The organism is Streptomyces sp. DH12 (assembly GCF_020873895.1).
Lineage (GTDB): Bacteria > Actinomycetota > Actinomycetes > Streptomycetales > Streptomycetaceae > Streptomyces.
This window is the reverse complement of the sequence record NZ_JAHWGT010000003.1, coordinates 91,478-113,912: the sequence shown is the minus strand read 5'-3', so window position 1 is coordinate 113,912 and position 22,435 is coordinate 91,478. Positions and strand designations below refer to the sequence as shown.

Annotated in this window: 20 protein-coding genes; 14 read left to right on the top strand and 6 right to left on the bottom strand. The window is 73.5% G+C overall.

Going from position 1 to position 22,435, the window contains the following annotated elements; all coding sequences use genetic code 11:
- The first annotated feature begins 59 nt into the window (after window positions 1-59).
- The 9 genes from LPA54_RS03690 (at window position 60) to pssA (ending at window position 11,087) form a co-directional block, all read left to right on the top strand.
- Window positions 60-887 (top strand): TetR family transcriptional regulator, encoded by an 828-nt coding sequence (locus LPA54_RS03690; RefSeq protein ID WP_228973658.1) that lies wholly within the window; start codon window positions 60-62, stop codon window positions 885-887.
- Window positions 888-1,189: 302 nt separating this feature from the next.
- Window positions 1,190-2,899 carry a hypothetical protein gene (locus LPA54_RS03685; protein ID WP_228973656.1) on the top strand — a complete coding sequence of 570 codons (1,710 nt, stop codon included), beginning with the start codon at window positions 1,190-1,192 and terminating at the stop codon, window positions 2,897-2,899.
- Between the two features lie 367 nt (window positions 2,900-3,266).
- Window positions 3,267-4,604: a crotonyl-CoA carboxylase/reductase gene (gene ccrA / locus LPA54_RS03680; protein ID WP_228973654.1), complete on the top strand. Its 1,338-nt coding sequence runs from the start codon at window positions 3,267-3,269 to the stop codon at window positions 4,602-4,604.
- A gap of 30 nt (window positions 4,605-4,634) precedes the next feature.
- Window positions 4,635-6,683, top strand: coding sequence for a protein meaA (locus tag LPA54_RS03675; RefSeq protein WP_228973653.1), 2,049 nt, complete (start codon window positions 4,635-4,637; stop codon window positions 6,681-6,683).
- Complete coding sequence (locus tag LPA54_RS03670) at window positions 6,680-7,660, top strand: CoA ester lyase (RefSeq protein WP_228973652.1); 981 nt, start codon at window positions 6,680-6,682, stop codon at window positions 7,658-7,660. Before LPA54_RS03675 ends, LPA54_RS03670 begins: the two co-directional genes overlap by 4 nt.
- A 4-nt stretch (window positions 7,661-7,664) precedes the next feature.
- Entirely contained in the window at window positions 7,665-8,177 is a 513-nt protein-coding gene (locus LPA54_RS03665) for a MaoC family dehydratase (protein ID WP_228973650.1), read from the top strand.
- A 2-nt stretch (window positions 8,178-8,179) separates the two neighbouring features.
- Window positions 8,180-9,385, top strand: coding sequence for an acyl-CoA dehydrogenase family protein (locus LPA54_RS03660; RefSeq protein ID WP_228973648.1), 1,206 nt, complete (start codon window positions 8,180-8,182; stop codon window positions 9,383-9,385).
- A 183-nt stretch (window positions 9,386-9,568) separates the two neighbouring features.
- Complete coding sequence (locus LPA54_RS03655; protein ID WP_058940172.1) at window positions 9,569-10,225, top strand: phosphatidylserine decarboxylase; 657 nt, start codon at window positions 9,569-9,571, stop codon at window positions 10,223-10,225.
- Complete coding sequence (pssA, locus tag LPA54_RS03650) at window positions 10,212-11,087, top strand: CDP-diacylglycerol--serine O-phosphatidyltransferase (protein ID WP_228973646.1); 876 nt, start codon at window positions 10,212-10,214, stop codon at window positions 11,085-11,087. Before LPA54_RS03655 ends, pssA begins: the two co-directional genes overlap by 14 nt.
- A 189-nt stretch (window positions 11,088-11,276) precedes the next feature.
- Here the strand turns inward: pssA and LPA54_RS03645 are convergent, their stop codons facing one another.
- The gene (locus LPA54_RS03645; RefSeq protein ID WP_306806452.1) at window positions 11,277-11,936 is read right to left on the bottom strand and encodes a GNAT family N-acetyltransferase; all 660 of its coding nucleotides are present in this window, start codon (window positions 11,934-11,936) and stop codon (window positions 11,277-11,279) included.
- 162 nt (window positions 11,937-12,098) lie between these two features.
- Entirely contained in the window at window positions 12,099-13,253 is a 1,155-nt protein-coding gene (locus tag LPA54_RS03640) for a glycerate kinase (protein ID WP_228973644.1), read from the bottom strand.
- Window positions 13,254-13,365: 112 nt separating this feature from the next.
- Between LPA54_RS03640 and LPA54_RS03635 the strand changes: the two genes are divergently transcribed.
- Together LPA54_RS03635 and LPA54_RS03630 are read left to right on the top strand one after the other, a co-directional pair.
- On the top strand, window positions 13,366-15,072 hold the full coding sequence (locus tag LPA54_RS03635; protein WP_228973642.1) for a BCCT family transporter: 1,707 nt from the start codon (window positions 13,366-13,368) through the stop codon (window positions 15,070-15,072).
- Window positions 15,073-15,349: 277 nt separating this feature from the next.
- The gene (locus tag LPA54_RS03630; RefSeq protein ID WP_228973640.1) at window positions 15,350-15,841 is read left to right on the top strand and encodes an NUDIX hydrolase; all 492 of its coding nucleotides are present in this window, start codon (window positions 15,350-15,352) and stop codon (window positions 15,839-15,841) included.
- A 33-nt stretch (window positions 15,842-15,874) separates the two neighbouring features.
- Here the strand turns inward: LPA54_RS03630 and LPA54_RS03625 are convergent, their stop codons facing one another.
- Entirely contained in the window at window positions 15,875-16,075 is a 201-nt protein-coding gene (locus tag LPA54_RS03625) for a type II toxin-antitoxin system VapB family antitoxin (protein WP_228973637.1), read from the bottom strand.
- 70 nt (window positions 16,076-16,145) lie between these two features.
- On the opposite strand from LPA54_RS03625, the gene LPA54_RS03620 reads away from it, so the two are divergent.
- Window positions 16,146-16,862 carry a Sir2 family NAD-dependent protein deacetylase gene (locus LPA54_RS03620; RefSeq protein ID WP_228973634.1) on the top strand — a complete coding sequence of 239 codons (717 nt, stop codon included), beginning with the start codon at window positions 16,146-16,148 and terminating at the stop codon, window positions 16,860-16,862.
- Between the two features lie 45 nt (window positions 16,863-16,907).
- On the opposite strand, the gene LPA54_RS03615 is transcribed toward LPA54_RS03620, so the two are convergent.
- From LPA54_RS03615 to LPA54_RS03605, 3 genes are all read right to left on the bottom strand, one after another.
- A complete protein-coding gene (locus tag LPA54_RS03615) occupies window positions 16,908-17,402 on the bottom strand; it encodes a methylated-DNA--[protein]-cysteine S-methyltransferase (RefSeq protein WP_228973632.1) in 495 nt (164 codons plus the stop codon).
- A gap of 10 nt (window positions 17,403-17,412) precedes the next feature.
- A complete protein-coding gene (locus tag LPA54_RS03610; protein ID WP_228973631.1) occupies window positions 17,413-18,888 on the bottom strand; it encodes a DNA-3-methyladenine glycosylase 2 in 1,476 nt (491 codons plus the stop codon).
- 283 nt (window positions 18,889-19,171) lie between these two features.
- Window positions 19,172-19,735: an NAD(P)H-dependent oxidoreductase gene (locus LPA54_RS03605; RefSeq protein ID WP_228973630.1), complete on the bottom strand. Its 564-nt coding sequence runs from the start codon at window positions 19,733-19,735 to the stop codon at window positions 19,172-19,174.
- Window positions 19,736-19,854: 119 nt separating this feature from the next.
- Here LPA54_RS03605 and LPA54_RS03600 point away from each other — a divergent pair, with 119 nt between their 5' ends.
- Together LPA54_RS03600 and LPA54_RS03595 are read left to right on the top strand one after the other, a co-directional pair.
- Window positions 19,855-20,487, top strand: a complete 633-nt coding sequence (locus LPA54_RS03600) for a TetR/AcrR family transcriptional regulator (RefSeq protein WP_228973628.1) — start codon at window positions 19,855-19,857, stop codon at window positions 20,485-20,487.
- 408 nt (window positions 20,488-20,895) lie between these two features.
- A complete protein-coding gene (locus tag LPA54_RS03595) occupies window positions 20,896-22,377 on the top strand; it encodes a trypsin-like serine protease (protein WP_228973627.1) in 1,482 nt (493 codons plus the stop codon).
- The last annotated feature ends 58 nt before the right edge of the window (window positions 22,378-22,435 follow it).

Below are 22,435 nucleotides of genomic sequence, written 5' to 3'. Positions count from 1 at the left end.
CCTCGGGCGGCTCTCCCCCTCGGGCGCGCTCCCCTGCACCGATGCAGTACGTTCGGGGCATGTCCCAGCCCGCCAAGACGACACCCCGTGCCGGCACCCCGACCGACACCCCGGAGAGCCCCGCCGGCGGTCGCGCCGCCGCGCAGCGGCTCAAGATGCGCCGGGAACTGGCCGCCGCCGCGATGGAGCTCTTCGCCGCCAAGGGGTACGAGGCCACGACGGTCGACGAGATCGCCGCGGCCGCCGGGGTCGCCCGCCGGACCTTCTTCCGCCACTTCCGCTCCAAGGAGGAGGCGATCTTCCCGGACCACGACGACACCCTGGTCCGGGCGGAGGCGGTCCTCAACGCGGCACCGGCGCACGAGCACCCGCTCGACACGGTCTGCCGGGGCATCAAGGAGGTCATGAAGATGTACGCGGCCTCCCCCGCGGTCTCCGTGGCGCGCTACCGGCTGACCCGCGAGGTGCCCACCCTGCGGGAGCGGGAGATCGCCTCCGTCGCACGGTACGAGCGGCTGTTCACCCGCTACCTGCTGGGCCACTTCGACGAGCGCGACCACCACGACGGCAACGACGACCCGCTGCTCGCCGAGGTGGCCGCCTCCGCCGTCGTCACCGCGCACAACCACGTGCTGCGCCGCTGGCTGCGGGCCGGCGGCAAGGGCGACGTGGAGACCCAGCTGGACCACGCGTTCGCGATCGTCCGCAGGACGTTCGGCACCGGCATCGGCGCCGGGCGGTCCACGGCGGCCAGGACCGGCACGGAGCCGGCCCCGGTCACCGCGTCGCACGAGGGCGACGTCCTCGTGGCGGTGGCCCGCACCGACGCGCCGCTGGAGCAGGTCATGCGGACCATCACCCGGGCGCTCGGCCACGAGGGGTCCTGACCCGGCACCGGCCACCCGCCCCCGCCGTCCCGCCCCGCCGCGGCGGCGGGCGGCGCCGGTGATCCGGCCTGGTCGACGAGGCACCCTCCGCGGCCGCCCGGGCGGCCGCGACGGGCCCGGCACCGGGCACGGAGCCCGGCCGGGGGCGTGGTCGCGGTCCGGGTCGCTTCCGTGGTGACGGCCGCCGGCCCGGTTCGTACAACCCTTCGGGCCTGGTGGAGGTCCAACGACCGGTACGTCGGGGACCGGACGGTGACAAGCGGTCCCGGCGGTCGTCAGTTCCCGAAAGGACCCGTGCTCGGATGACCCTTCTCCCGCCCCTCCCCCTACGCCGCGCCGCCGGCGGCGGCGCGGCGCTGGCCGTGCTCCTCGCGGCCGGCGCGAGCGCCGCCGCCGCGCCCGCCCTGGCCGAGGAGGCGCCCCCGGCCGTCATCGAGGTCGGCTTCCTCTCCCCCGGCGCTCTGCCGCGGCCCGCCGGGGCGCTCACCGAGGCGCACTTCCTGACCCACCAGTTCTCGCTGTCGGGCCAGCGGCCGGACGGCGCACGCGTCACCGGCGCCGAGATCACCGTCGACTTCGGCGGCGCGGCGGACGTGGCGGAGTTCCGGTTCCGTTCGGAGTGCCGGGTCGCCGGCACGCTCGCGACCTGCCCCGTCACGATGCCGGACGGCTCCGGCGACCCCGAGGCGTACGTCCCGTTCCTCGTCCGGCCGAAGCTCGGCACCGCGGCGGGCGCCCGCGGCCTCGTCCGGGCGACCGTCCGCGCGGACAACGCCCGCCCGGCGCTCACGGCCCCCACCGAGCTGCCCATCACCGTCGCCGACCGCGACCGGGTGGTCCTCGGCGGCTTCCCCGACCCGCCGTCGCTCACCGTCCCGCCGGGCGGCCGGGCGGCGCTTCCCTTCGTCCTCACCAACACCGGCGCCCGGCCGCTGGGCCGGGTCACGCTCACCGCCGACGGCTTCGACGGCGACGAGACCGTCGTCTTCCCGGGCGACCACCGCAACTGCCGCTACACCACCAAGGACCCCAAGGACCCGGCGTCCGCGCGGACCGGCATGAGCTGCGAGTTCGCCACGGCCGTCGAGCCGGGCGCCACGTACCGCACCGCGCCCGGCCTCTCGGTGGCCATGGCGGGGCTCGCCGAGCACGGCCGCGTCCAACTGACCGCGTCGGTGGGCGCGCCCGCGGGGAAGGGGGTGGCCGGCCGTTCCGCCCCGCTCGTCCTCGTCCCCGCCACCTCGCCCCTGCCGCCGCGCGTCCCGGTGCCGGTCGACGCGTACACCGCGGACGTGCCGCCGGTGGTCTCCGTGCGCGGGGAGCACGCCGCGGACGGCGCGGCCGTGGGGGCCTCCGTCCGTACGGAGGTCGGCCGGGAGGTCACGGCCCGGGTCGGCGTGGAGAACCGCGGTGGGGCGCCCCTCGCCGCTCCGTCCGTGCTGGTCGAGGTGCCGCGCGGCGTGGAGGTCGTCCGGCCCGACCCCCGGTGCCGCCCGGAGCGGGCGCTGCCCTGGCGCACCACGGACGTCCGGCCCACGTTCGGCGACCATCCCGGCGACGCCGCCCCGGTGCCGACCGGGACGGTCCACCGCTGCACGGATCCGGCCGGCCTGGCCCCGGGCGGACGGCGGCTGTTCTCGTTCGCGCTGCGGCCCACCCAGGTCCTCGACGGGGCGAAGGGCGTCGTGTTCCACCCGACGCCCGGCCCGTACGAGGGCTCCCACCGCACGAAGGTCGCCTTCCTCTCGGTGACCGCCACGGCGGCCGCGACCGCGGGCCCGTCCCCGAGCGCGACCCCGTCCCCGAACCCCACCGCGACCTCCTCCCCCGTCGCGGCGCCCACCACGGCGCCCACCACGGCCGCGGCCGTGCCGTCCTCGGGTTCGCTCGCCGCCACCGGCACGGGGAATGCCCCGGTCCTGCTCGGCGTCGCCGCCGCGCTGACGGCCGCGGGCGTGCTGCTGGTCGTCCGGCGCCGCGCCGCCGCTCCGGAGGCCCGCGACCCGCGCTGACACGATCCCACACAATCGAACACACGCTGTGACGGCCGCTCCTCATGGGGCGGCCGTTGCCGCTCATCCGTGTCGCGCGGATGACAAGTGAGAGAAATTGTTGGCACGCAGTGTCTTGTCAGCTGGCACGCGGTGCCATACGTTGATGTCGTCCGGGCGGCCGGCGTGCAGAGACCTTCTCGTACGCCGGCTGTCCCCGCGGCCCTTCCCGGGGCCGCGCGCCCGGACGCCTGCGTCACAGGCACTTCCGCGCAGCACCCCGCGCCGCCGAGCACCACCGGCCGAACCGACGGCACACCTCCACAGCAGCACCCCGACGTACCCCCTTCAGCGTCCCCGAGACGCACGCATCGCCGGAGGCACCACCGTGAAGGAAATCCTGGACGCGATCCAGTCCCCGGACACGACGTCCGCCGACTTCGCCGCCCTTCCCCTGCCCGAGTCGTACCGCGCCGTCACCGTCCACAAGGACGAGACCGAGATGTTCGAGGGCCTGACCACCCGGGAGAAGGACCCCCGCAAGTCCCTCCACCTGGACCAGGTGCCGCTGCCGGAGCTGGGCCCGGGCGAGGCGCTCGTCGCCGTCATGGCCAGCTCGGTCAACTACAACTCGGTCTGGACCTCGATCTTCGAGCCGCTGTCGACGTTCGGCTTCCTGGAGCGCTACGGCCGGCTCTCCGAGCTCACCAAGCGCCACGACCTGCCGTACCACATCATCGGCTCCGACCTGGCCGGCGTCGTGCTGCGCACCGGCCCCGGCGTCAACGCCTGGCAGCCCGGCGACGAGGTCGTCGCGCACTGCCTGTCGGTCGAGCTGGAGTCCTCGGACGGCCACAACGACACGATGCTCGACCCCGAGCAGCGCATCTGGGGCTTCGAGACGAACTTCGGCGGCCTCGCCGAGATCGCGCTGGTCAAGTCGAACCAGCTGATGCCCAAGCCGGGCCACCTCAGCTGGGAGGAGGCCGCGGCCCCGGGCCTGGTCAACTCCACCGCCTACCGCCAGCTGGTCTCCCGCAACGGCGCCGGCATGAAGCAGGGCGACAACGTGCTCATCTGGGGCGCCAGCGGCGGCCTCGGCTCGTACGCCACCCAGTTCGCGCTGGCCGGCGGCGCCAACCCGATCTGCGTCGTCTCCAGCGACCAGAAGGCGGACATCTGCCGGTCCATGGGCGCCGAGGCGATCATCGACCGGAACGCCGAGGGCTACCGGTTCTGGAAGGACGAGCACACCCAGGACCCCAAGGAGTGGAAGCGCTTCGGCAAGCGCATCCGCGAGTTCACCGGCGGCGAGGACATCGACATCGTCTTCGAGCACCCCGGCCGCGAGACCTTCGGCGCCTCCGTCTACGTCACCCGCAAGGGCGGCACCATCACCACCTGCGCCTCGACCTCGGGCTACATGCACGAGTACGACAACCGCTACCTGTGGATGTCGCTGAAGCGGATCATCGGCTCGCACTTCGCCAACTACCGCGAGGCGTGGGAGGCCAACCGCCTGATCGCCAAGGGCAAGATCCACCCCACCCTGTCGAAGGTCTACTCGCTCCAGGACACCGGCCAGGCCACGTACGACGTCCACCGCAACCTCCACCAGGGCAAGGTCGGCGTGCTCTGCCTGGCCCCCGAGGAGGGCATGGGCGTCCGCGACCCGGAGATGCGCGCCAAGCACCTCGACGCCATCAACCGCTTCCGGAACATCTGACCGGAACGTCCGAGAGGCGACACCAGCGTCATGACAGAGCGTCAGAAGGACCGGCCCTGGCTCATGCGGACGTACGCCGGTCACTCGACCGCCGAGGCGTCCAACGAGCTGTACCGGCGCAACCTGGCCAAGGGGCAGACCGGTCTGTCGGTCGCGTTCGACCTGCCCACACAGACCGGCTACGACCCCGACCACGTCCTCGCCCGCGGCGAGGTCGGCCGGGTCGGCGTGCCGGTCTCCCACCTCGGGGACATGCGGCGGCTGTTCCAGGACATCCCCCTGGAGCAGATGAACACGTCCATGACCATCAACGCCACGGCCATGTGGCTGCTGGCGCTCTACCAGGTGGTGGCGGAGGAGCAGGGCGCCGACATCTCCCGGCTCCAGGGGACGACGCAGAACGACATCGTGAAGGAGTACCTGTCGCGCGGGACGCACGTCTTCCCGCCCGGTCCGTCGCTGCGGCTGACCACCGACATGATCACCTACACGGTGAACCACCTCCCCAAGTGGAACCCGATCAACATCTGCAGCTACCACCTGCAGGAGGCGGGCGCCACACCGGTCCAGGAGATCTCGTACGCGATGTCGACGGCCATCGCCGTCCTCGACGCGGTGTTCGCCTCCGGGCAGGTCCCCGAGGAGCGGCGGGGCGACGTGGTCGCGCGCATCTCCTTCTTCGTGAACGCGGGCGTCCGCTTCGTCGAGGAGATGTGCAAGATGCGCGCCTTCGGCCGCATCTGGGACAAGGTCACGCGGGAGCGGTACGGCATCGAGAACCCCAAGCAGCGGCGCTTCCGCTACGGGGTGCAGGTCAACTCGCTCGGTCTCACCGAGGCGCAGCCGGAGAACAACGTCCAGCGGATCGTCCTGGAGATGCTCGCCGTGACGCTGTCCAAGGACGCCCGCGCGCGGGCCGTCCAGCTGCCGGCGTGGAACGAGGCGCTGGGCCTGCCCCGCCCCTGGGACCAGCAGTGGTCGCTGCGCATCCAGCAGGTCCTGGCGCACGAGAGCGACCTGCTGGAGTACGAGGACATCTTCGAGGGCTCGCACGTCGTCGAGGCGAAGGTGGGCTCCCTGGTCGACGAGTGCCTGGCGGAGATCGACCGGATCCAGGAGATGGGCGGTGCGATGGCCGCCGTCGAGTCCGGCTACCTCAAGTCGCAGCTCGTCTCCTCGCACGCCGAGCGGCGGGCCCGGATCGAGGCCGGCGAGGAGAAGATCGTCGGTGTGAACTGCTTCGAGTCGACCGAGCCGAACCCGCTCACCGCGGATCTGGACACCGCCATCCAGACCGTGGACCCGGCGAACGAGGCACGGGTCGTCGCGGCGCTGCACGAGTGGCGCGACAACCGCGACGAGGCCCGCGCGCAGGAGGCGCTCGCCACCCTCAAGGCGACGGCCGCCGGGGACGGCAACCTCTTCGCCGCCACCCTGGACTGCGCCCGTGCGGGGGTCACCACCGGGGAGTGGGCCTGGGCGCTGCGGGACGTGTTCGGCGAGTTCCGCGCGCCGACCGGCGTCTCGTCCGCCCCGCTCGCGGTGGCGGCCGAGGCGGGCACCCCGCTCGCGGCCGTCCGGGACAAGGTCACGCGGACCGCCGACGACCTGGGCTCGGGACGGCTGCGGCTGCTGGTCGGCAAGCCGGGCCTGGACGGGCACTCCAACGGCGCCGAGCAGATCGCCGTACGGGCCCGCGACGCCGGGTTCGAGGTGGTCTACCAGGGCATCCGGCTCACCCCGGAGCAGATCGTCGACGCCGCGCTCGCCGAGGACGTGCACTGCGTGGGACTCTCCATCCTGTCCGGCTCGCACGCCGAGCTGGTGCCCGACGTGCTGGTCAGGCTCCGGGAGGCCGGCGCCGCGGACATCCCCGTCGTCGTCGGCGGGATCATCCCGGGCGCCGACGCCGCCGAGCTGCGGCGCGCGGGCGTGGCCGCCGTCTTCACGCCGAAGGACTTCGGCATCACGGAGATCATCGGCCGTATCGTCGACGAGATCCGCAAGGCCAACAAGCTCGAACCGCTCGACAACCCCGCACACCCCGCAACCCCTGCAAGCACGGAGGTCCCCGCATGACCGCGACCACCCCCGCCGGCTCCGTGAACCGGCTGCGCCCGCGCCGCTCCTGCCTGGCGGTGCCCGGCTCCAACCCCCGGTTCCTGGAGAAGGCCCAGGGCCTCCCGGCCGACCAGGTGTTCCTGGACCTGGAGGACGCCTGCGCGCCCCTCGCCAAGCCGGACGCCCGGCACACCATCGTGAAGTTCCTCAACGAGGGCGACTGGACGGGCAAGACCAGGGTCGTACGGGTGAACGACTGGACGACCCACTGGACGTACCGGGACGTCGTCACGGTCGTCGAGGGCGCGGGCCCGAACCTGGACTGCATCATGCTGCCCAAGGTGCAGGACGCCGCCCAGGTCGTCGCGCTGGACCTGCTGCTGACGCAGATCGAGAAGACGATGGGCTTCGAGGTCGGCCGGATCGGCATCGAGGCGCAGATCGAGAACGCCCGGGGCCTGAACAACGTCAACGAGATCGCCCAGGCGTCGCCGCGCATCGAGACGATCATCTTCGGCCCGGCCGACTTCATGGCGTCGATCAACATGAAGTCCCTGGTGGTCGGCGAGCAGCCGCCCGGTTACCCGGCGGACGCCTACCACTACATCCTGATGAAGATCCTGATGGCGGCCCGCGCCAACGACCTCCAGGCGATCGACGGCCCCTACCTGCAGATCAAGAACGTGGACGGCTTCCGCGCCGTCGCGGGCCGCGCGGCCGCGCTGGGCTTCGACGGCAAATGGGTGCTGCACCCCGGCCAGGTCGAGGCCGCCAACGAGGTGTTCTCCCCCTCGCAGGAGGACTACGACCACGCCGAGCTGATCCTCGACGCGTACGACTACTGCACGTCCGAGGCGGGCGGCAAGAAGGGCTCGGCGATGCTCGGCGACGAGATGATCGACGAGGCCAGCCGGAAGATGGCGCTGGTCATCGCCGGCAAGGGACGGGCCGCCGGCATGCGGCGCACCAGCACGTTCGAAGCCCCGGAGGCGTAGGACCATGCAGTTCGGACGCACCTACGAGGAGTTCGAGGTCGGGGCGGTCTACAAGCACTGGCCCGGGAAGACGGTCACCGAGTACGACGACCACCTCTTCTGCCTCCTCACCATGAACCACCACCCGCTCCACATGGACACCAACTATGCGGAGAAGACGACGGACTTCGGCAGGAACGTCGTCGTGGGGAACTACGTCTACTCCCTGCTGCTGGGCATGTCCGTGCCGGACGTCTCCGGCAAGGCGATCGCCAACCTGGAGATCGAGTCGCTGCGCCACGTGGCGCCGACGTTCCACGGTGACACCATCTACGGCGAGACCACCGTCCTCGACAAGACCCCGTCCAGGTCGAAGAACGACCGCGGGATCGTGTACGTCGAGACCAAGGGCTACAAGCAGGACGGCACGCTCGTGTGCGTGTTCCGCCGCAAGGTGATGGTGCCCACCGAGACGTACATCAAGGAGCGCGGCGGCGAGCAGCCCGGCCGCCCGGAACCGAAGGCGCAGGAGAAGTAGCCATGGCCCGACTCGCGCAGACCGCCGGCCTCACGGACGTCCAGCAGGAGATCGTCTCGACGGTCCGGGAGTTCGTCGACAAGGAGATCATCCCGGTCGCGACGGAGCTGGAGCACCGGGACGAGTACCCGCAGGAGATCGTGGACGGGCTCAAGGAGCTCGGCCTGTTCGGCCTGATGATCCCGGAGGAGTACGGGGGCCTGGGCGAGTCGCTCCTGACGTACGCGCTGTGCGTGGAGGAGATCGCCCGCGGCTGGATGTCCGTGTCGGGCATCATCAACACGCACTTCATCGTGGCGTACATGCTCAAGCAGCACGGCACCCAGGAGCAGAAGGACGCCTTCCTGCCGCGGATGGCGGCCGGCGAGGTGCGCGGCGCGTTCTCGATGTCGGAGCCCGCCCTGGGCTCGGACGTGTCGGCCATCACGTCGAAGGCGGTGCGGGACGGCGACGAGTACGTCCTGAACGGCCAGAAGATGTGGCTGACGAACGGCGGCACGTCCACGCTCGTCGCCGTGCTGGTCCGCAGTGACGAAGGACACCCCGAGGGCACGGCCCCGCACCGGTCGATGACGACCTTCCTGGTGGAGAAGGAGCCCGGCTTCGGCGAGGTCCGGCCCGGCCTCACCATCCCCGGGAAGATCGACAAGATGGGGTACAAGGGGGTCGACACCACCGAACTGATCATGGACGGGCTGCGCATTCCGGCCAATCGGGTCCTGGGCGGGGTCACCGGCCGAGGGTTTTACCAAATGATGGACGGCGTCGAGGTCGGCCGGGTCAACGTCGCGGCGCGGGGCTGTGGCGTCGCACAACGCGCCTTCGAGCTGGGCGTCGGGTACGCCCAGCAGCGCCACACCTTCGGCAAGCCGATCGCCCAGCACCAGGCCATCCAGTTCAAACTGGCCGAAATGGCTACCAAGGTGGAGGCCGCTCATGCCATGATGGTGAACGCAGCTCGCAAAAAGGACTCCGGGGAGCGAAACGACCTCGAAGCGGGCATGGCCAAGTACCTGGCCTCCGAGTACTGCAAGGAGGTCGTGGAGGACGCCTTCCGTATCCACGGTGGATACGGGTTCTCCAAGGAGTACGAGATCGAGCGCCTGTACCGTGAGGCGCCGATGCTCCTGATCGGCGAAGGCACGGCCGAGATCCAGAAGATGATCATCGGCCGCCGGCTGCTGGAGGAGTACCGGGTCCAGGGCTGATTGTCGGGCTTACAGGGGTTTTCGACGGTAATGGACCGCGAAGAAGATCACACCCAGTCATCTTCTTCCGGTCGTCGACTCGGCTTCTGGCTTGCCCAGTTGCGGCCCGCAACCGATAGCATCGCCAGAAAGCCGCCGTCCCCCCGTTCCCGAGCGCGGCCTCATCCGCTACGAAGGTCATCCATGCCCCACAGCCAAACCTCTGCACCTCGCGACAGCCGCACCGGCGTACGCCTCGCGCGCGGAGCATCGCCGTGGCTCCTGCCGACCGTCGCCACCGCTGCACTCAGTCTTGCCCGCTCGCGCCGTTCCAAGCGCGCCGCGGCCATCGCTGTGCCCACCACCGCACTCGCGGCGGGCATGCTGTGGTTCTTCCGCGACCCCGAGCGCGAGATCGCGCAGGGCAGGGTCATCTCGCCCGCCGACGGGGTGGTGCAGAGCATCATGCCGTGGAAGGACGGGCGCACCAGGGTCGCCATCTTCATGAGCCCCCTGAACGTCCACGTCAACCGCGCCCCCCTCGCGGGCACGGTCACCTCCGTCGAACACATCCCCGGCGGGTTCGTGCCGGCGTTCAACAAGGAGAGCGAGAACAACGAGCGCGTCGTCTGGCACTTCGACACCGAGCTCGGCGACATCGAGATGGTGCAGATCGCCGGTGCCGTGGCGCGGCGCATCGTCCCCTACCTGTCGCAGGGCGCCAAGGTGGAGCAGGGCGACCGGATCGGTCTGATCCGCTTCGGCTCGCGGGTCGACATCTACCTCCCGGAAGGTGTGGACGTCGCCGTCGAGGTCGGTCAGACCACGACTGCGGGGGTGACTCGCATTGACCGTGATTGACCCTGAGAGGCCGACCGGCTGGGTCGCCGAGGGCGAGCTGCAGACCTCCGCCGAGGAGGAGCAGGAGGAGATGCCGCTGTCGCTCCGCCTGTCGATAGCGGACACGCTCACGCTGGGTAACGCCACCTGCGGTTTCATGGCGGTGTACTTCACCACCACCGGGATCCTCATCCCGCACCTCGTGGGCAGCGAGGAGACCGGCATGGCGCGGCACTCCGCCGCGACCGCCGTGATCCTCATGCTCTGCGCGGCCGTCTTCGACCTCTTCGACGGGCTCGTGGCGCGCAAGCTCCGCTCGTCCCCGATGGGCGCCGAGCTGGACAACCTGTCGGACCTGATCAGCTTCGGTCTGGCCCCGGCGTACTTCGTGCTCGTCTACGGGATGGTGGCGGACGACGCCCACCAGCGGGTCTCCGCGGTGGCGGCCATCGTGGTGCTGCTGGCGGTGGTGCTGCGGCTCGCCAGATTCTCCTGCGTGACCATGAAGGACGGCATGTTCCAGGGCATGCCGAGCCCCTTCGGGGCGCTGACGATCGTGTCGATCGTGCTGCTGGAGCTGCCGTTCATCCCGACGCTGCTGGCGATCATCGGTACGGCGTGGCTCATGGTCAGCCGGGTCGAGTACCCCAAGCCGCGGGGCATCCTCGCGGTGGCGATGCTCAGCTGGATCGTCGGTGCGATGGGCCTGCTGGCCGCGTGGGCCTTCGAGGCCCCGGGCGGGCAGCTGCTGCTCCAGACCGGCTGCGCGCTCCAGGTCGTGCTGGGCGCGGTGATCCCGCTCTTCGCGACGGCGCGGCGGGTGAACACCTTCCGCGACAACCGGCGTGAGAGCCGGGAGGCGCGGGCGGCGCAGCTGCCGTAGCGGACGGGATCGGTTTCGAGGGGCCCGGGTGCGTGGGACGCACCCGGGCCCCTCGCCGTGTGCGGGCTCCTGACCCGTCCACCTGGGACCCTCGCCGGCTGCGGGCTGCCGGCCGCCGTCCGGGTTCCGGGCGGGGGGCCTGGGGCTGCTGGGCCTCGGGCTGCGGGCTGCGGGCTGCGGGCTGCGGGCTCAGTCGAGCGCCTTGTAGTAGTACGCGGTGGCGCGCGGCACCCCGGCCGGGTCGGTCGCGTATCCGGGTACGGTGCCCGCGCGGGTCCAGCCGGCGGAGCGGTAGAGCCCCTCCGCCGGGCTGCCCGTCTCGGTGTCCAGGACCAGCAGCGTGAGCCCCGCTTCGGCCGCCCCGGCCTCGACGGCCGCCAGCAGCCGCCGCCCGACGCCCCGGCCGCGCGCCGAGGTGTGGACGAGCAGCTTGGAGACGTCGCCGCGGTGCCGCTGGTTGGACGGGGCCGCCCGCACCAGCGACACCACCCCCAGCAGCTCACCGTCGGCGCCGCGGGCCGCCCAGATGGTTCTGGCGCCCGTGTCGGCCTCCGCCGCGGCACGGCGCCACCAGGCGGCCGCCTCGGCGGCCTCCAGCGGCGCGAGGAACCCGACGGACGCCCCGTGGTGCACGGCGTCCCGCAGCAGGGCGGACAGCGCGCCGCCGGCCTCCGCGCGCACGCGGTCGCCGGTGAGCGGACCGATCCGGATGTCCCGCTCACCGGTGCGGGCGTCCCCGCCCGGGGCCGTGTGCCCGGCGGTGCCGGCGTCCCCGCCGTTCCCGCCGCCTGTGTGCGTGTCCGTGCGGGCGTACCCGCCCGACGCGGTGGTGTCCCGGTCCGTGTCCATGATCGGATCGTGGCAGCCGGGTGTTGCGCCCGGATGACGGGGAGCTCCCCGGCGCCGCCGCCCCGCGGTGAGCCGCGCACGGAGTGCGCGACCCGGCGGGGCGGGCAGCCCGGACGGCCGGCAGGGGTGGGCGGCCGGAGCCGGGCGGTCAGGAGAGGGCGGTCAGCGGAGGAAGTCCTCGGCGAGCCGGGACGCCAGCCGCTCCAGGAGCGGGCCCGCCTCGGCGATGCACCGGGCCGTGTCCGGCTCCAGGTCGGTCAGCGCGTACGCCCGGCGGATGCCGGCCCGGCCCAGGGCCTCGGGCGGCAGCGCCAGGCGGCCGCAGACGGCCACGACGTCGACGTCGGCCGCGCGGGCCGCGGCGGCGACGCCCGCGGGCGCCTTGCCGTGCAGGGTCTGCTCGTCGAGCGAGCCCTCGCCGGTGATGACGAGCGTGGCGCGCCCCAGGGCGTCGGTGAAGCCGAGGATGTCCAGCATCAGCTCGATGCCGGGGCGGAAGCTCGCCCCGAGGCCGACGAGCGCCCCGTAGCCGATGCCGCCCGCACCGCCGGCACCCGGCGAGGCGGCGGCCTCCGCCGCGCGCGGGCCGATCGCCTTCTCCAAGACAGCGACGTAGTGCGTGAGCGCGGCGTCGAGGACCTCCACGTCCTGCTCGGTGGCGCCCTTCTGCGGGGCGAAGACCGCGGGCGCGCCCTTCGGGCCCGTGAGCGGGTTGTCCACGTCGCTGGCGAGGACCAGGTCCACCTCGGCGAAGCGCGGGTCCAGCCCGGACAGGTCGGCGGTCACCAGGTCGCGCAGACCGCCGCCACCCGGGCCGACGGGCCGGCCGTCGCCGTCGAGGAAGCGCGCGCCGAGCGCGGTGAGCATGCCGGCGCCGCCGTCGGTGGTGGCGCTGCCGCCGACGCCGAAGACGATCGTGCGGGCGCCCGCGTCGAGCGCCGCGCGCAGCAGCTCGCCGGAGCCGTGGGTGGTGGCCGCGAGCGGGGCGAAGACGCCGTCGGGCAGCAGCTGGAGGCCCGACGCCTCCGCCATCTCCACGACCGCGGTGGTGCCGCGCAGCGCGAAGGCCGCCGTCACCGGCTCGCCGAGCGGGCCGGTCACGCGCAGTTCGCGCCGCTCGAACCCGGCGGCCACCGCCGCGGCGACCGTGCCGTCGCCGCCGTCCGCGACGGGCAGCGCCTCGACCCGGACGTCCGGGACGACGCGCAGGATCCCCGCGGTCACGCGCTCGGCGACCTGTACGGCCGTGAGCGACCCTTTGAACTTGTCGGCCGCGACGAGCACGTGCGCGGCCTCAGTAACTGCTCCGTCCGTCACCTTGCATCCCTTGCTATCGAACAGGCAGTCGCGCCGCTGCCGACCCTATCCGGAGCGTCGGACGGCGTGCCACCCCACCGGGGCCCCCGCCGTGGGCCCATAGTCTTGGATCATGAGCACGGAACCGATCGATCAATCCCCGTCCGGCGCTCCCCCGGGCGCCCCGGTGAAGAGCGCGCCGGACCTCGCGCTGGTGGGCATCGGCTTCACGGCCGTCCTGTGCGTGGTGGTGTGGGCCTGGCTGTGGGGGGACTCCTTCGACAGCGCGTCCGCCGCCGCCCTGTCGTGGGTGCTGGACGACTTCGGGTGGCTGTTCGTCGTCGCCGCCGACGTCTTCCTGGTCCTCTGCCTCGTCATCGCGTTCAGCAGGTTCGGCCGGATCCGGCTGGGCGCGGACGACGCGGAGCCGGAGTTCGGCAACCTCGCCTGGATCGCGATGATGTTCAGCGCCGGCATGGGCATCGGCCTGATGTTCTACGGGGTCGGGGAACCGCTCACGCACTACCTGGCCCCGCCGCCCGCGAGCGGGGTGCGCGCCGAGTCGGCCGAAGCGGCCCGCACGGCGATGGAGTACTCGTTCTTCCACTGGACGCTGACCCCGTGGGCGATCTACGGCATCGCCGGGCTCGCCCTGGCGTACGCGGCCTTCCGCAAGGGCCGCGGCACCCGGCTGAGCGCGGCGTTCGTCCCGCTGATCGGGACGCGCCGCGCGAACGGCTGGCCGGGTCGGCTGATCGACCTGCTCGCCGTGCTCGCGACGGTGTTCGGCACCGCGACGAGCCTCGGGCTGGGCGCGCTGCAGGTGGCGGAGGGGCTGGACCTGACGGCGGGCGTCACGGCGAACCGCTCGACCCAGCTGCTCGTGATCCTGGTGCTGTCGACGGCGTTCGTGCTGTCGGCGTTCTCCGGGCTGCACCGGGGCATCAAGTGGCTGTCGACGCTCAACATCGTGCTGGCGGCCGCGCTCATGGCGTTCGTCTTCCTCGTCGGGCCCACCGTCTACATCCTGGACACGATCCCGGCGTCGGTCGGTGGCTTCCTGGACAACCTGCTGCCGATGGCGAGCCGGACGGGCGCGTTCTCGGACCACACGTGGTTGGGCTCGTGGACGATCTTCTACTGGGCCTGGTGGCTGTCGTGGGCGCCGTTCGTGGGCACGTTCATCGCCCGTATCTCGCACGGCCGGACGATCCGCGAGTTCCTCGTCGGGGTGCTGCTGGTGCCGAGCGGCGCCACGGTGTTCTGGTTCTGCGTGATGGGCGGTTCGGCGCTGCGGCTGGAGTCGACCGGCGCGGCGGACCTGGCCGGCGCGGTCAAGGACGGCGCCGAGGCGTCGCTCTTCGCGATGCTCGACGCGCTGCCGGGCGGTGCGGTCACGGCGGTCGTGGCGATGGTGCTGGTGATGACGTACTTCGTGACGAGCGCCGACTCCGCGTCCCTGGTGATGGGCTCGCTCAGCAGCCGGGGCGCGCTGCACCCGCCGACCTGGCTGGTGGTCGGGTGGGGCGTGCTGATGGCGTCCGTCGCGGCGGTGCTGCTGGTGGTCGGCGGGCTGAACTCGCTCCAGACGGCGACGATCCTGGTGGCGCTGCCGTTCGTCGTGGTGATGCTGTGCCTGTGCTGGGCGCTGGTGCGGGAGCTGCGCGAGGATCCGGGGGCCGGCTCGGTCCGCCACCAGGCACTGCACGGGCTGCGGGACGTCGTGCGGACGATGGTCGGCGACGCGGTCACGGAGCAGGGCGCGACCCGCCACCACCGGCTGCGCCGGGCGGCGCGGTCGCGCTCGGAGGTCGAGGGTGACGATACGGGGACGCCGTAGGGCCCGCCCTGGTCGTGTGGCCGGCCGGGCGCGGTCGGTCCGGGGCGTCCGGGCGGTCCCGGCGGTGTGCCCAGCCGGGCCGGGCCGGTCCCGGCGCCCCCTAGGGGGTGTCTCGTCGATCAGGCCGGATCAGCGAGCGGCGTCCGGTGTCGTGGATCGCAAGGCGGAGGAGGGAGCCGATGCGGAGCATCGGCGACCGACGACAACGCGGCGAGGCGCGGCACCGGGCGTCGGGAGACCGGCATGATCGACGAGACACCCCCCTAGGCTGGCCGGTATGACCACGACCGACTACGCCACGTACATCGCCGGGCTGCCCAAGGTGCTCGCGGGCGCCGCCACTCTGGTGCGCGACCCGATGGGGCGCGTCCTGCTCGTCGAGCCGAACTACCGCGAGGGATGGGCCCTGCCCGGCGGGACGATCGAGTCCGACTCGGACGAGACGCCCCGCCGGGCGGCCCGCCGCGAGACGCTGGAGGAGATCGGACTGGACGTGCCGCCCGGTCCCCTCCTGGCCGTCGACTGGGTGCTGGGCCCGGGCAGGCCGCCGCTGGTCGCGTACGTGTACGACGGCGGCGTCCTCGACGCGGAGTCGTTCGGGCGGATCCGCCTCCAGGAGACGGAGCTGCTCTCCTGGCGGCTGGTGCCGCGCGAGGAGATCGGGGACCACCTGCTCGGCGCGCTCGCCTCGCGGGTGGCGGCGGCGCTGGACGCCCTGGAAGCGGGGCGGGGGCCCGTCGAGCTGGAGAACGGCCGTCCCGTGTCCTGACCTCGGCCGGGGCCGGGGGTGCCGCCGGCCGGGTCAGCCGTGGTGGTGGTCCTGCGGCTTGGGCTCCGGGACCCGCGCGGTGTCCTCGCGCACCACCCGCTCCTCCGTGCGGTGCCCGCGCTGGATGTAGTCGCGCACGACGAGTTCGACGGCGTCCTGCGGGCTGCCGACGCCCGCCAGCACCATGACTTCCACGACGAGTTCCGCGTCCAGACTCACTGTCACCTTGGCCATGGCCGGGACCCTACAGGGTGGTGCGGGCGCCCACTGGCCCCTCGGGGGAACCGCTGCGTACGCTCGGCGTATGACGACGGTCGCCTTCCTCACCGGCGCCGGGGTCTCCACCGACTCGGGGATCGCCGACTACCGGGGCCCCGACGGGCTGTGGCGGCGCGACCCGGAGGCCGAGAAGCTGGTCACGTACGCGTACTACATGGCGGATCCGGAGATCCGGCGGCGCGCCTGGCGGATGCGCCTGGACGGTCCCGTCCTGCGAGCGCGCCCGAACGCCGCGCACCTGGCCGTCGCCGGGTTGGAACGCAGGCCGGGCTTCGCCGTGCGGGTGCTGACGCAGAACGTCGACGGGCTGCACCAGCTGGCCGGCGTGCCGGAGCGCAAGGTGGTCGAGCTGCACGGTTCGGCACGGACCGCGCTGTGCACGGGCTGCGGCGCCCGGTCCCCGATGGCCGCCGCGCTGGAGCGCGTGGCGGCGGGCGAGGACGACCCGGAGTGCCGGGCGTGCGGGGGGATCCTGAAGTCGGCGACGGTGATGTTCGGCGAGCGGCTGGACCCGGCGGTGCTGGGCGAGGCGGTGGCGGTCGCCTCCGCCTGCGACGTGTTCCTCGCGGTGGGTTCGTCGCTGCGGGTCCAGCCGGCCGCGTCGCTGGTGCGGGTCGCCGCCGACCACGGGGCGCGGCTCGTCGTGGTGAACGCCGAGGCCACCCCGTACGACGCGCTCGCCGACGAGGTGGTGCGCGAACCGATCGGCACGGCGCTGCCGGAGCTGCTCGAACGCCTCTGACCGCCCCGGGCGGGGGCGTTCGTCTCGGGGCGCGGACAGCATGGCTCAGAAGAGTGCGCCGGCGCGGGCGCCGCTTTCGAAGGCGAGCAGTCGGCGCTTGCGGTCGAGGCCGCCGCCGTAGCCGGTCAGGCTGCCGCTCGCGCCGATCACCCGGTGGCAGGGGACGATGATGCCGACGGGGTTGCGGCCGTTGGCGAGGCCCACCGCGCGGGACGCCCGCGGCGCGCCGAGGGTCCGGGCGAGGTCGCCGTAGGTGCGGGTCTCGCCGTAGGGGATCCTCCGCAGCTCGTCCCAGACGCGGCGCTGGAACGGCGTGCCAGCCAGGTGCAGGGGCAGGTCGAAGGCGGTCAGCTCGCCGGCGTGGTAGGCGTCGAGCTGGCGGACGGCCTCGGTGAAGGGGCGCGGGTCGGGGTCGCCGAAGGTCTCGTCGGCGGGCCGGTGGCGCTGGTCGGTCATGTACAGCCCGCTGAGGACCCCGTCGGTGGCGACGAGGGTGAGCGGGCCGTAGGGGCTGTCGACGACGGTGTGCTGCCGGTGCATGCGGGCTTCCTCAGGACGGGAGGTGGTTGATCGGATGGCTGTCGGTCGCCCAGAGGTACTGGACGGCGTAGGCCCGCCAGGGGCGCCAGGCGGCGGCGCGGGCCGTGAGCGCGGCGGGGGTGGACGGCAGGCCGAGGCCGGCGGCGGCCCGGCGGACGCCGAGGTCGGTGGGGAGGAAGGCGTCGGGGTCGCCGAGGCCGCGCATGGCGATGGCCTCGACGGTCCAGGGGCCCAGGCCGGGCAGGGCGAGGAGACGGGCGCGGGCCTCGTCCCAGTCGGTGTCCAGGCCGAGCCGCAGAGTGCCGTCGGCGAGGGCGCCGACGAGGGTGGTGAGCGTGGTGCGGCGGGCGCGCGGCAGGGCGAGTGCCTCGGGGTCGAGCGCGGCGAGCGCCCCCGGTGCGGGGAAGAGGTGCGTGAGCCCGCCCTCGGGGTCCTCGACGGGCGTGCCGTGCGCGGTCACCAGGCGCCCGGCGTGGGTGCGGGCGGCCGCCGTGGAGACCTGCTGGCCGAGGACGGCGCGGACGGCGAACTCGGCGGGGTCGACGGTGCGGGGCACGCGGCGGCCGGGCGCCCCGTCGACGAGCGGGGCGAGCAGCGGGTCGGCGCGCAGCTGCTCGTCCACGGCGACGGGGTCGGCGTCGAGGTCGAGCAGCCAGCGGCAGCGGCTGATGGCGTGGGAGAGGTCGCGCGGGTCGGTGAGGAGCAGCCGGCAGGCGATGTGGTCGGCGGCCGGGGCGAGGGAGACGATGCCGGGCCCGCTCGGCAGGGCGAGGGTGCGCCGGTACGCGCCGTCGCGCCACTCCTCGACCCCGGGGACGGCGGTGGCGGCGAGGTGCCCGAAGAGGTTGGAGGGGTCGAGGGGGGTGCGGTAGGGCAGTCGCAGGGCGATGACGCCGGGGGTGGGCGAGGGGGTGGCGCGGGGGCCGGTGGCGCGGGCGCGCAGTTCGCCGGGGGCGAGGGCGTACACCTCGCGGACCGTCTCGTTGAAGGTGCGCACGGAGGAGAACCCGGCGGCGAAGGCGACGTCCGCCATGGGCATGGCCGTGGTCTCGATGAGGACGCGGGCGGTCTGCGCGCGCTGGGCGCGGGCGAGGGCGAGTGGCCCGGCGCCCAGTTCGGCGCGCAGCTGCCGCTCGATCTGGCGGGTGGAGTAGCCGAGCCGGGCGGCGAGCCCGGGGACGCCCTCGCGGTCGACGACGCCGTCGCGGATGAGGCGCATGGCCCGGGCGACGGCGTCGGCCCGTACATCCCACTCCGGCGAGCCGGGGCTGGTGTCGGGCCGGCAGCGCTTGCAGGCCCGGAACCCGGCCTGCTGGCACGCGGCGGCGCTCGGGTAGAACACCATGTTCCGGGCCTTGGGGGGCACGACCGGGCAGCTGGGGCGGCAGTAGATGCGGGTGGTGAGGACGGCGGTGAAGAACCAGCCGTCGAAGCGGGCGTCCTTCGACCGGACCGCCCGTACGCAGCGCTCGGTGTCGGTGTGCATGGTCCCAGCATCGGGCAGCGGGGCGGGTCACCGCTGGCGGTTTTCCGACATGAGCCTCCCCCGGCCTGGGGCGTGGCGCGCCCCCGTGCGGGCGGTGGGGCCCTGGGTTCAGGGGCGGGGCTGAGGACGGCGGGCGGTGCGGGGCGCGGGGATGCGCGGGGCTCTCTCGGATACGCCGCGGCGGCCGTCCGGCGCCGGGGAGCGCGGGGCGGCCGCCGTGGAGGGGCGTGCCGGGGGCCGTCCGGGGAGCGGTACCGGGCGGCCGGGGCCGGGGGCGGGACGGTCAGGCGGTGGCCTCGGCGGCCGTCGCGGCGACCAGTCCGGTCAGCACCGCGGAGAGGCCGGTCATGACCTCGGCGTCCTCCGACGGGTGGGTCTCGGCGAACCGGGTGACCGAGCCGGGGATGGCGAGCTCGACACCCTCCACCACCGTGCCGCCGGCCACGCCCACGGCCTTGCGGGCCTCGGTCTGCGCCCACACGCCGCCGTACTGGCCGAAGGCGGTGCCGATCACGGCGACCGGCTTGCCCTGGAGCGCGCCGGCGCCGTAGGGGCGGGACAGCCAGTCGATGGCGTTCTTCAGGACGGCCGGCATGGTGCCGTTGTACTCCGGGGTGAAGAGCAGCAGCGCGTCCGCGTCGGCGGCGGCGGCGCGCAGGCGGGCGGCGGCCCGCGGGAGGTCCGCCTCGTTGTCGATGTCCTCGTTGTAGAAGGGGACGTCGGCGAGGCCCTCGTACACCTCGACCGTGACGCCCTCGGGGGCGAGGCCGACGGCCGCCTCGGCGAGCTGGCGGTTGTGCGAGCCGGAGCGGAGGCTGCCGACGAGGGCGACGATACGAGCGGACATGGTGACTCCTGGAGGGGACGGTGTAATGGCTTCCGACTAACCGGACCGGGGTCCGTTTATAGTTGTAGCAGTTAACCGGACCACGGTCCACTTTCTTCCGACGGCGTTAGGCTGCTGCCATGACCACTCCGCCCCCGCACGGACGCACGGAGCTGTCCCTCACCCCCGCCGACGCGCCGCCGCCCCTGCGCGCCGACGCCGCCCGCAACCGCGCCCGCCTGCTGGAGGCCGCCGCCCGCCTCGCCGCCGAGCACGGCGCGGCCAACGTGACCATGGACGCCGTCGCCTGCGCCGCCGACGTCGGCAAGGGGACCGTCTTCCGCCGCTTCGGCGACCGGGCCGGACTGCTGCTCGCGCTCCTGGACCACCAGGAGCAGCGGCTCCAGGCCGCGTTCATGTCGGGCCCCGCACCGCTCGGCCCCGGCGCCCCGCCCCGCGAGCGGCTGCACGCGTTCGGCCCCGCGGTACTCCGCCACGAGCAGGACCACCTCGACCTGTACCTGGCCGCCCAGCCCGCCCCCGAGCGCCGGTACCTCGTACCCGCCCGCGTCGTGCGGCTCACCCACCTCACGCTGCTGCTGCGGCAGTCCGGTACGGACGCCGACGTGGAGCCGGCCGCGCACACCCTCCTCGGCAGTCTCGACACGAGCCTCGTGCAGCACCTCCTCACCCGGCGCGGCATGTCGCTGGAGCGGTTGGAGGCCGGCTGGCACGATCTGGTGTCACGACTGCTGCCGCCCGCGCCCGGCTGACCCGCGGCGCGTACACCACACGTTCGGGCGGCGTTCCTCCCGAACGGTTGCGCGAGCGGATGCGGACGACAAGAATGATCGTCGGCCGGCCCGGGGGGACCGGCGCGTCGTGTCCGGGGGGAGTTGACGCATCTCATGATCCGTTCTGCGCGGTGTCCGCGCCGATCCGCGCCGTCCTCAGACGGCTCCGCGTGCAGCGCGGACCGCTCCGCGCGGCCCTCGGACGCGTACTTCTGACCCGCTCCCCCGCCCGGTCCGGCACCCGGCCGCCGCAGCGGGTCCTCCCGCCGCGCGCGAGCGCGTGCCGGCCCGAGCCGGTCCCGCGCCGATCCCGTGAGGACCGGCCCGTCCGTTCTCGTCCCAGCCGCTGACGCCGGCCACGCCGGCACCCGTTCCCCGAGGAAGACCATGTCCCGTATCCGTCCCCGCGCCCTCCGGCCGGGCGGCGTCCTCGCCGCCTGCGCCGCCCTCGGCGCCACCCTCCTCGCGCCCGGCGCGGCGCAGGCCGCCGTGGGCCAGCCGGTCCCGGCCGGCCAGTACGCGTTCGCCGCCCGCCTCGTCATCGGCGACGAGCCGCACACGCGGGCCTGCTCCGGCGCCCTGGTCGACGCGCGCTGGGTGCTCACCGCGAAGAGCTGCTTCGCCCCGAACCCCGCCCAGAGCATCGACATCCCCACCGGCGCGCCGGCCGTCAAGACCACGGTCACCGTGGGCAGGACCGACCTGAACGCCGCCGGCGGGCACACCGCGAACATCGTCGAACTGGTGCCGCGCCCCGGCCGCGACCTCGTCATGGCCCGTCTGGACCGGCCCGCCACCGGGATCACCCCGGTCAAGGTGAGCGTGCAGGGTCCCACGGCGGGCGATGAGCTGACGGTCGCCGGCTTCGGCCGCACGAAGACCACCTGGGTCCCCGACCGGCTCCACTCCGCCGTCTTCACCATCGGCGCCACCACCGCCACCGAGCTCGAGATCGCCGCCAAGTCGCCCGCCGACGCGTCCGTCTGCCAGGGCGACACCGGCGGTCCCGCGCTGCGCACCGAGAACGGCGTGCCCACCCTCGCCGGCGTGACGAGCCGCTCCTGGCAGGGCGGTTGCTTCGGCAGCACCGCCACGCGCACGGGCGCCTTCGAGACCCGTACGGACGGCCTGGGCATGTGGGTGTCCGCCACGACGAACCGCCCCGTTCTGCTGACGCCCGGTCAGAAGCTGCTGCCGGGGCAGATGCTGGCGTCCAACCACGTCAAGGTCGTCATGCAGACCGACGGCAACCTGGTCGCCTACCACAACACCGGCGCCGCCCTGTGGGGAAGCCGCACACACGGCAACCCCGGCGCGTACGCCGTGATGCAGACCGACGGCAACCTCGTCGTCTACGGCAAGGACGGCGGCCCCAGCACCGGCGGCGCCCTGTGGAGCACCCGCACGCACGGCAACGAGGGCGCGTACGCCTCCCTGCAGAGCGACGGCAACCTCGTCGTGTACGGGCCCTCCACCACCGGCGGCGCCGGCGCGGCCCTGTGGCACACGGACACCTGGATGCGCGACAGCAAGGTCACGGAGGGCAAGCGGCTCATGCCGGGCGCCTGGGCGCAGAGCGCCCGCGCCGTCCTGGCCATGGACGCGCAGGGACGGCTCTCCCTGCGCGACCGCGCCACCGGCAAGCAGCTGTGGACGGTCGGCGAGTACCACCCCGGCGCCTACGCCACGATGCAGACCGACGGCAACTTCGTCCTGTACGCGAAGGACGGCGGCCCGACCCAGGGCGGGGCGCTGTGGAACACCGGCACCTTCGTCGCCGGCTCCCACCTGCTGCTCCAGGACGACGCCAACCTCGTCATGTACGGTCCCGACGGCAAGGCCCTGTGGGCCACCCACACCACGCTCTGACCCGGCACGCCGGCGTGCGGGCACACCCCGCACGCCGGGCACCCGCACGGCGGCCGCC

What these genes read in the sequence shown, in the direction of transcription:
- LPA54_RS03645 (WP_306806452.1), bottom strand. Translation starts at nt 11,936, where the DNA reads ATGGACACGGACCGGGACACCACCGCGTCGGGCGGGTACGCCCGCACG.
- LPA54_RS03630 (WP_228973640.1), top strand. Translation starts at nt 15,350, where the DNA reads ATGACCACGACCGACTACGCCACGTACATCGCCGGGCTGCCCAAGGTG.
- LPA54_RS03660 (WP_228973648.1), top strand. Translation starts at nt 8,180, where the DNA reads ATGGCCCGACTCGCGCAGACCGCCGGCCTCACGGACGTCCAGCAGGAG.
- LPA54_RS03600 (WP_228973628.1), top strand. Translation starts at nt 19,855, where the DNA reads ATGACCACTCCGCCCCCGCACGGACGCACGGAGCTGTCCCTCACCCCC.
- LPA54_RS03665 (WP_228973650.1), top strand. Translation starts at nt 7,665, where the DNA reads ATGCAGTTCGGACGCACCTACGAGGAGTTCGAGGTCGGGGCGGTCTAC.
- LPA54_RS03690 (WP_228973658.1), top strand. Translation starts at nt 60, where the DNA reads ATGTCCCAGCCCGCCAAGACGACACCCCGTGCCGGCACCCCGACCGAC.
- LPA54_RS03610 (WP_228973631.1), bottom strand. Translation starts at nt 18,888, where the DNA reads ATGCACACCGACACCGAGCGCTGCGTACGGGCGGTCCGGTCGAAGGAC.
- LPA54_RS03615 (WP_228973632.1), bottom strand. Translation starts at nt 17,402, where the DNA reads ATGCACCGGCAGCACACCGTCGTCGACAGCCCCTACGGCCCGCTCACC.
- LPA54_RS03620 (WP_228973634.1), top strand. Translation starts at nt 16,146, where the DNA reads ATGACGACGGTCGCCTTCCTCACCGGCGCCGGGGTCTCCACCGACTCG.
- LPA54_RS03595 (WP_228973627.1), top strand. Translation starts at nt 20,896, where the DNA reads ATGTCCCGTATCCGTCCCCGCGCCCTCCGGCCGGGCGGCGTCCTCGCC.
- LPA54_RS03635 (WP_228973642.1), top strand. Translation starts at nt 13,366, where the DNA reads ATGAGCACGGAACCGATCGATCAATCCCCGTCCGGCGCTCCCCCGGGC.
- LPA54_RS03675 (WP_228973653.1), top strand. Translation starts at nt 4,635, where the DNA reads ATGACAGAGCGTCAGAAGGACCGGCCCTGGCTCATGCGGACGTACGCC.
- LPA54_RS03685 (WP_228973656.1), top strand. Translation starts at nt 1,190, where the DNA reads ATGACCCTTCTCCCGCCCCTCCCCCTACGCCGCGCCGCCGGCGGCGGC.
- LPA54_RS03670 (WP_228973652.1), top strand. Translation starts at nt 6,680, where the DNA reads ATGACCGCGACCACCCCCGCCGGCTCCGTGAACCGGCTGCGCCCGCGC.
- LPA54_RS03625 (WP_228973637.1), bottom strand. Translation starts at nt 16,075, where the DNA reads ATGGCCAAGGTGACAGTGAGTCTGGACGCGGAACTCGTCGTGGAAGTC.
- LPA54_RS03655 (WP_058940172.1), top strand. Translation starts at nt 9,569, where the DNA reads ATGCCCCACAGCCAAACCTCTGCACCTCGCGACAGCCGCACCGGCGTA.
- LPA54_RS03605 (WP_228973630.1), bottom strand. Translation starts at nt 19,735, where the DNA reads ATGTCCGCTCGTATCGTCGCCCTCGTCGGCAGCCTCCGCTCCGGCTCG.